This is a genomic window from Streptomyces sp. BRA346 (assembly GCF_052851135.1).
On record NZ_JAIWIH010000043.1, the window covers coordinates 46,013 to 54,680 of the forward strand.

Here is an 8,668-nt window from a genome sequence, read left to right on the forward strand (position 1 = left end):
ATGCGAAGAATCCGCTGGAGCCCGGGCATCGCCGCGTTCTGCCGCGCCCGCCGTCCGGTGGGAGACCGCGGCGGTGTGGCTGTCTTCCTGGCCATATGCGTGCTGCCGCTGCTGGCCATCATCGGCATCGCCGTGGACGGCGGCGGCAAGGCCCGGGCCACAGAGCGCGCTGACGCCCTGGCCACCGAGGCGGCCCGGGCCGGCGGCCAGGCGATCGATCCTGGGCAGGCCATCCCCGGCCGCGCGCTGGTCGCCGATCCGCAGGCCGCCCAGGCCGCGGCCCGTTCCTATCTGCGGGCCACCGGCGTCGCCGGCAGCGTCCGCGTCTCGCCCGACGGCAAGACTCTGACGGTGACCACGCGCACCGTCTACAACACCAAATTCCTGGCCGTCGCCGGCGTCACCTCCTTGGATGTGAGCGGACACGGACAGGCCACGCTCCTCCACGGTGTGGACAGTCCCGAGGAAGGCCCGTAAATGCCCACTCCCCCGCCCTCGGCGCCGCGCCGCGCGGTTCTGCGCGCCCTGGCCAGCCTCCTGGTCCTGGCCGCGGCCGTCATCGGGCTTCCCGTCCTGCTGGCCATGGTCACCGGGCCCGTTTGGGCCAGCGCCCACGACGACCTGCCCCATCTCCTGGACCGCCAGGACACCGGAAGCGTTTTCCTCCTGGCCCTGGTCGGCATCGCCTGGATCGCCTGGGCCCATTTCACCCTCTGCGTCCTGCTCGAAATCCCCGCCCAGCTCCGCGGCCGCTCGCTGCGCCCCGGTCGTCTCACCGTCAGCCGCCGCGCGGCCGCCACCCTGATCAGCAGCATCCTCGTCCTGCTGCCGACCGGCACCGCGCTGGCCACCCCCGTATCGGCCACCGCGGCCTCCACCGCCGATCCCTCTCCCGGCGCCCGGCCCGCCGACCATCAGGCCCCGCAGCAGAAGGCGGCCGAGCGCTCCAGCGGGCAGCGCACCTACACCGTGCGTGACGCCCGCCCAGCCGAGAGCCTGTGGAGCATCGCGGAGAGGGAACTGGGCCGCGGTGAACTCTGGACGACGATCGCCGAGCTGAACCAGGGCCGCACCATGGCCGACGGCAGCCACTTCGACGCCGACGCCTTCCTCCAGCCCGGCTGGACACTCCTGCTGCCCGCCGCCGACCACTCCGACGCCTCTCCCCCGCGGCCGCACACCCCGACCCGCACCGTCACCGTCGCGCCCGGCGACACCCTCTCCGCGATCGCCGAGACCCAGCTGGGGGACCCGGCCCGCTACAGCGAAATCTTCGACCTGAACGACAACCCCACCACCCCCGGTGCCCGCACCCTCACCGACCCGGACCAGATCTACCCCGGCCAGCGGCTCGCCCTCCCCATCTCCGACCCGTCCCCCGGAGACCGCCCCTCGCAACGCGACAGCGAACGAGCTCCTTCACAAGACCACGGCGACCGCGGCTCCTCCCCCGCTCCGGGCACCACGGCCCCCTCCCACCCCGGCCAGCAGACCCCCAGCCCGGGCGCCAGCAACCGCTCGGAGAACCCCTCGCACCACCAGCGCGGCGAGGACAGCACCCAATCGGCACGACCACCGGCCACGCCGAAACCGACCGCTCCGGAGCGGCAGCCAGACCAGCCAGCTGCCGAACCCGCCGCGCACTCGGACGGCATCCAGATGCGCACCATCGCCGGTATCGGTGCCTTGCTGGCCGCCATCGTCGTCGGCGGCCTCGGCATCCGGCGTCTGATCCAGCAGCGCCGCCGCAAGCCCGGCGAGACCATCGCCATGCCCAAGGACACCAGCCGCCTGGAACAGGCCCTGACCGCCAGTGCCACCCCCGCCAGCGCCGAACTCCTCGACACCGCGCTGCGCACCCTCGCCCATCACGCCGACCAGACCGGCACGAGTCTGCCTCCGGTACGGGGCGCGCGGGTCACCCCGCAGACCGTCGGCCTGCTTCCCGACGAACCTGCGGCCCCCCTGCCGCCGTTCACCGCCGCCGAGGCGGGCTGGTGGACCCTCGACAGGCAAGCCGACCTCCTGGAGCCGGACCAGGCGCGGCAGGCCCCGGCCCCCTATCCGGGCCTGGCGACGCTCGGCGCTGACGACGACGGCGATCTGCACCTGGTCAACCTCCCCCAGCTGCGCACCCTGCTCATCGACGGGGACCCGGACCAGGTCGCGGCCGTGTGCGCGGCGATCGCGCTGGAGACGGGGATGAGCCCGTGGGCGGACCAGGCCGACATCCTCCTCGTCGGGCTCGGCCGCGAGCTGCCCCACTTGCTGCCCACCAGCCGGGTCCGGCATCTCCCCCACGCCGCGGCCGCCGTCCGGGACCTGGGCGAGCGGCTTCTCGAAGCCCACCAGGACCCCGAGCTCGGTGCCCAGTTGCCGTGGATGCTGATCTGCGCCACCCACATCACCGAGAAGGAGGCGTGGCAGCTGGCCGACGCGCTCGACAGGGCGCGGGGCCTGCGGGTCGCCGCGGTGCTTCCCGCCGACGGCATCAGCCCGCTCTTCCCCGATGCGGTCCGGGTGGATGCACGCTCCACCGACACCCCGCAGGAGCTGGAGGCGCTCGGCGTGCGGCTGCGGTTGCAGGCCGTCTCCGCCAACGACTACCAGCAGCTCGTGGAGACGCTCGCCGTCGCCGACGAACCGTCCCGCCCAGCTGACGGTGTGTGGGAGAACGTGCCGTCCGAGCCGGACGACTCGACCCCGGCCTCTCTTCCGGACGATGTGCAGGCGCCCCCTGAGGCTGCGGCCGCCGAGGGCCAGCCGCCTCAGGGGGATGCCTTCCCTGCTCTGCTCGGCGCCGTCGGCGACCCGGCCGGGCTCCGGCTCCTCTCCCCCGTCGCAGAACCCCAAGACGCCGATCCCGACGCCGACTCCCCCACCACCCAGCCTCTCCTGGATCCTGCCGCCGCGGCCCCTGCGGGCGAACAGCCTCAGGACACCGAGGACCCCGACGACGCCCGCCCCGACAGCGAGGCTGTCGACGTCCCCAGCGGGAAGGCTGGGGCCGCTCCCGAGTTGGAGACTTCTCCGGCACGCGATCTGCACGCACCGGAGATCCGGGTGCTCGGTCCGCTCGAAGTCACCGGCATCGGCGCCTCCGGCCATGGCCCCAAGCTGTCCGAGCTGGCGCTCCTGCTGTACTTCCGGCCGCACCGCGACGCCGTCGGCATCTGCGAGGCCATGGACCCCGTGACCCCGTGGTCCACCGCCACCCTCAACTCCCGCATGTACGGGCTGCGCAACCGCCTCGGCACCGACGCCGAAGGCAATCCGTACGTGCCGCGTCGGACCCGCGGATCCGACCCTTACCGCCTCTCCCCCGCCGTGCGCTGCGACTGGACGCGTTTCCAGCAGCTCGCCGAGCGCGGGCTGGCCTCCGGCTCCGCTGTCTCCGCCGTCAGCGACCTGGAACAGGCACTCGGCCTAGTCCGCGGTAGGCCCCTCGGCGGCCGCGACCTGCCCTGGGCTGCGCCCCTTCAGCAGGAGATGATCAGCCGCGTGGTGGATGTGGCCCACACCCTGGCCACCTACCGTTCCTCCCACACCTCGCAGCACGATCTGGACGCCGCCCGCCGCGCGATCGCCGTCGGCATCGACGTCGAGCCGCACGCCGAGTTGCTGTACCGCGACTGGATGCGCATCGAGCACCGGGCGGGCAACCGGGCCGGACTGCACAGCGCGATCACCGCCCTCCAGCAGGCCAACCGCGCCCTCGACCTCGACCTCGACCCGGAGACCGAGGAGCTGATCAAATCTCTCCTCGCCGACCCCGCGTCCAAGGACGTGGTGTAGAGCACCTGGACGGGGCTGCGCAGTAGCCGAGGCGTTGCGCAGCCATGTTTCGACTCGATTGCGCAGCATTTCTGCGGGGAAGCGAGACGCCCGGAGGCACTGCCGTCGCCCCGCTTCCGTGCGCGCATCAATCCGACGATGAGGGGCAGGCGTTTGGCGTCTCGGCCAGCTCGGCGGTACGAGGGGTGTCAGGCCACAGGTGGCGGGCGAGCGCGTCTGCTGCGGTGGTCATCTGGGCATGTGTGGGCTGTTCGGCTGGCGGGTCCAGGACGGTGGGCGGGTGCGGGCTGTACCCGGGGTCGCAGACGGTCTCCCTGTTGGTCGGGAAGCGTCCCAGGACGGGTGTCCCGTAGCGGGCGAGCTGGCCCTCGACGGCCAGGTCGAAGTCATCAAGCGGTACGTTCTGGTCCGCACGGTGGAGGAGCAGCATCCCGGTCACTGGGCGCCTCGGGGTCCATCGGCCCAGTTCCTGCTGGCGCCACTGCACGGCCGATTCAGGTGGTGTCAGCAGGACAGCCCTGGTGTCCTGCCCGGTCGTGACGGGGATGGGGATGCTCCGCTCGTAGGGCACTGCCCGGTGCACGAGGATGCGCGCATCGGCGAGCGTGCCAAGGGGTTGGTCTTCGTAGGGCCAGTCGTCGTGCCTGTCGATCAGGATGATGCGGTCGTAGGCGCGTCGAGCGTCGTCCAACGCGGCGGCGACCGCTGCCTCGTTGGGGGAGATTTCCAACGACCACAGTTCTCCGGGCGGCGGGGCAATACGCAGCCGCCGCCATCCCGGGGCGGTTTCCGGAACCGAGGTCGTGGCCCATGCAGGCTGGTCTGGGTTCATGAAGCTGAAGTCGAAGTCTTGGTCCTGAGCGAGGACGACCGCGGTGGCCAGTCCTTGGGCTGTCCAGACGGCCGCGATCTGTTCCGCCACCCAGGACAGGTCGTCTCTGCGGACTCCATCGGCGCGTGGTACGCCGGTGAGCTGGATGACGGCCCCGCCGCGGTCCAGAAGGCCATGGTCCGGACTGCTGGGCTTCGTTGGCGGACGGCTGATGCGACGACAATCGCCGGTGGCCGTCAGCGGTCGTGGACCGGGCATCTCAACGTGCGTGCTGGACGAGGCTCGGCGGCTGTGCACGGTGAGCACGCCCCGCCAGCCCCGCACGCCGGGCCGCGGCGCCAGCCGCAAGGTGCACTCCGTGGTGCCGCACTCATGGTCCAGGACGCGCAGTCCGCAGCCCACGATGTGGTCGGCGAGTACCTCGCTCAGCCGGGCGTCGTCGAACTCCGGACCGGTCACCTCACGCTCCACGATCCAGTCGAGTCCGTAGTCGGTCATCCGGGTGTCCAGCCGCACCCCGGCGTAGCCGACCAGGCTGTCCCAAAGACGCGGACGCCGCAGCAACGCACTGCCCATCGCGGAGGAGGCGCCGAGTCGGCGCATCAGGTTGCGCGTGACCGGTTCCTGTCGCTTGGGCCCGGGGTCGGGGTGCTGCGGATCCCACTGCACGCTGTTCCCGGCCGCCCGGACCTGCTCTTCGTGGGCAGCCAGCAGAGCTTCCAGGTCTTCCTTGTGCGGTCCGGCCACCCATACCGCCGGTTCGGCCGACCGCCAGAACCGCTCGTACAGCCAGGGGCGGATACCGAACCGGAGCCGGGCACCGTCGGTCTGAACGACGAGTCCGCGCACTCCGCACCACGGGCCCTTCTTCGTTCGGTACGGCAGCAGCCCGAGCAACGCGTTGATCTCCTCGGCCCGCTCCACCCGCAGCGCCAGGCCCTCGTCCACGGGCTTGGCCTCCCGTACTCCGAACGGTCGGCACTGCCCGTCGACCGCGCCCAGCACGGAAGCGAGCACGGATTCCAGCAGCGCCTGTTGCGACGAGGCAGCCGGGATCAACTGACCGAAGCACTGAAGCGTGCTGAGGCGCAGTCGAGCGCCTTCCAAAGACTCACCGGTCAGGTCGGCGGCGGCGTTGCTGAGCTGGTCAATGCTGTACATGGCGCGCTTCCTCCAGGCCACCCCCCGACCCGGGCAGCGAAGGCGCAGTCAACACAGCAACAGCACATGAGAATCACGAGTGCGAGCGACGTAGGTTCTCTGCCGATGCCAGCGGTCGGGTCGGGCATCCAGAACTGGCCGCGTCCGAGGCCAGGCGGGAGGAATCTAACCCACCCGTCCGTCATGCTCCAACTACATCGAGTGCAGGTCCCTCGATCAGCCGGTACCGGCTCGATGCATCTCGGTCGGCACGCCCGGCGAGACGCACTGCTTCCGCTGGCTCGATGACCAGGGGCTGCGCAATCGTCCTCGACCAGTCCTCGCTGGACCGGCTCAGGCTGCGCAATCGGCCGGGCGAGGCGCTACACAGCCCGGACTGGCTCGGTCACCAAAGCCCAAGATCAATTGCGCAGCTGTCCCTGCGCGCGCTCGCGGCAACCGTTCAGGATGGTTCCGACGAGCGCACGGCTCGCCGGGCGTACGCGAGCAGTTCACGCCGGGCAGCGGACTCGTCCACCGGAGCCCGGGTTGCCCACTCATTGCGCAGCTCCCCCACTCGGCGGGCCACGTCCTCAGCTTCGTAGACCAGCCGTTCGTCCAGCCCTCGAAAAACACGGCCGACGTACGGCCCGGTGACGACGACCGGGCCGTACAGGAGGTACGGCAGGTCCAGCCCTCGCCAGGCGCAGGCCAGTGCCCAGGCGGCCACGTTCACCGGGAGCTGCATGCGCTGCCCGCTGCCGTGCACGTGCATGGGCGCTTGGCGGTGGTAGTGGCCGCGGTCGATGGTGTCCCCGATCAGCTCCCGCAGGAGGTCGTCCTGCGCAGTGGCCTCCCCGGGAAGGTCGATGCGCAGCGAGCTGGCATCAGGGTCAATGCGCAGTGCGCCGCCCCGTACCAGGTGTCCGTCGAGGTGCACAGCGGGAGCAGCTGTGGTCCGGCTCTGCCGGGCGTGGCCTCGTCCCGTCTGGTCAGTCACAGCGCCTCCAGGGTGATGGGGTCGAGGGGTCTTCGTGCCGTGCTTGTTGTCCGCGGGCGGCGGGGGACGGGGAGCGGTTGGCGATGAGCGCTGATCAGTCGGTGGACAGGCCCAGCTGGCGGCGTCGCTGGAAGTCGGGCAGGAGGCGCTCCAGATCGCCCACGGTCCACGCCGTGCCCCCGTTGTTGCGCATGAGCCCACGGTCGGCCAGCAGCTGCTCCAGCTCTTCCGCGGTCAGCTCCTGCCCATAGGTTTCGGCGTGCTCGGCCCAGACCTCGTAGCAGGGGTAGGAGGAGATGTAGCGGCGCAGGGTGCTGGGGCTGACCGCCTTGCCGTTCCTGCCGGTGACGCCACGGGCATGGAGCCACTCAGACAGCTGCTCGCCATTGGGCGGGGCACCATGCTCCTCGCGATATGAACGCCAGGCGGTGTAGTAGCGGTCCGCCACGGTCCCGGCAGCGGGGGACTGCTTCTGGGGAATGTGACCGGGCTCCGCAGCCTCCTGCGGCTCGGCCGGTCCTCGGCCCGGGCCGGAAGCGCCGTGCTCGTCAGCTGGCGCCGCTGGCAACAAGGGTTCGGCCGGGGGAGTGGCGCCGGAGTTGGCGAGGTTCGGTCGGGAGGTGTCGCCGAGCGGGTGGGCACCCGGGCGAGCCCGCTGCGGCCCGTCGGAGTACGAGGCACCTGACGGGCCCTCGTGGTCGGGCTCTGGTGCGCGGCCCCGCTGCCGCGGCACAGCCGTGCCGTGATCATGCCCGTTCATGGTCCGTTGAGGGCCCAGGGGGCGGGCACGGCCGGCGCCGACGAGCTCGCGCCCTTGTTCGTGCGCGGGCGGGAGCGGGGTGGCGGAGCCTTCATCGGTTGTGCCGCGGGAGCGGTCCTTGTAGTGGTTCACGTAGCCGGTCAGCTCGTCGTTGCTGAGGTCGGCGACGCCGTAGGTCTCCCGCAGCCGCTGCCCGAACTGGTACGCGGAGGGGAAGCGTCCGTTGTCGGCGAGGTACTGGCGGTAGGCCGCGTAGAACACCTCATCGCGCGAGACGTCGTCCGGCATCGCCGCCGCGGCGCGCTGCCCCGGATGCCCGTGCTCGACGTACGGCTGCTCCTGGTCGCGCTGCTCCGGGACATACGCGCTCTGAGCGACTCCCATGTTCGGCTGGGGCAGCGTGAGCTGTAGGGCTTGGGGCCGCTGCCCGGCCGGGTCCATCACAGGGCCGTTCGGGTGGCTGGAGGAGTTCGCGCCGGGTGTCTGGTACGCCGTCTCGTGGCCCGGCTGACGGGCCGCTTCCCCGGTCACTTCCTGCGCCGTGGCCCGTCCTCTGGGCAGCGCGGCGGCGGGGGAGAACGCAGACGGTTCCAGCCCGGCCGCCTCGAGGCCCGCCGGGGCGGTGTCGGACAGCGGCACCCCGTAGCGCGCCAGCCGCAGCGGCATCAGCGCCTCCACCGGGGCCTTGCGGCGCCACTGCCGCCCGTAGCGGGCCTGCAGCCGGGTCTGGTAGACCAGCCGGTCCTGTTCCAGCCGGATGACCTCGTCGTAGCTGCGCAGCTCCCACAGCTTCATCCGGCGCCACAGCCGGAAGGTCGGTATCGGCGCCAGCAGCCAGCGGGCGATGCGGACCGACTCCATGTGCCGGTCGGCGGTGATGTCGGCGATCCGGCCGATCGCGTGCCGGGCGGCCTCGACGGAGACCACGAAGAGCACCGGGATGACGCCGTGCATGCCGACGCCGATCGGGTCCGGCCAGGCGGCGGCGCCGTTGAAGGCGATGGTCGCCGCGGTCAGCATCCACGCGGTCTGGCGCAGCAGGGGGAAGGGGATGCGGATCCAGGTCAGCAGCAGATCCAGGGCCAGCAGGACGCAGATCCCGGCGTCGATCCCGATGGGGAAGACGTTGGCGAAGGCGCCG

The 8,668-nt window shown here is 71.6% G+C and carries 4 protein-coding genes and 1 pseudogene; 2 read left to right on the plus strand and 3 right to left on the minus strand.

Translation table 11 applies throughout. The features are described 5' to 3' along the window. Both LCH29_RS37195 and LCH29_RS37200 read left to right on the plus strand, forming a co-directional pair. Positions 1-477, plus strand: coding sequence for a TadE/TadG family type IV pilus assembly protein (locus LCH29_RS37195; protein WP_446466101.1), 477 nt, complete (start codon positions 1-3; stop codon positions 475-477). Continuing rightward, on the plus strand, positions 478-3,795 hold the full coding sequence (locus LCH29_RS37200) for a LysM peptidoglycan-binding domain-containing protein (protein ID WP_446466102.1): 3,318 nt from the start codon (positions 478-480) through the stop codon (positions 3,793-3,795). A gap of 127 nt (positions 3,796-3,922) precedes the next feature. Here the strand turns inward: LCH29_RS37200 and LCH29_RS37205 are convergent, their stop codons facing one another. The 3 genes and pseudogenes from LCH29_RS37205 to LCH29_RS37215 form a co-directional block, all read right to left on the minus strand. Next, a complete protein-coding gene (locus LCH29_RS37205; protein ID WP_446466103.1) occupies positions 3,923-5,788 on the minus strand; it encodes a hypothetical protein in 1,866 nt (621 codons plus the stop codon). Positions 5,789-6,230: 442 nt separating this feature from the next. Next, entirely contained in the window at positions 6,231-6,767 is a 537-nt protein-coding gene (locus tag LCH29_RS37210) for a hypothetical protein (protein ID WP_446466104.1), read from the minus strand. A gap of 1,344 nt (positions 6,768-8,111) precedes the next feature. Continuing rightward, positions 8,112-8,668: pseudogene (locus tag LCH29_RS37215) on the minus strand (DUF2637 domain-containing protein); the annotation flags it as partial.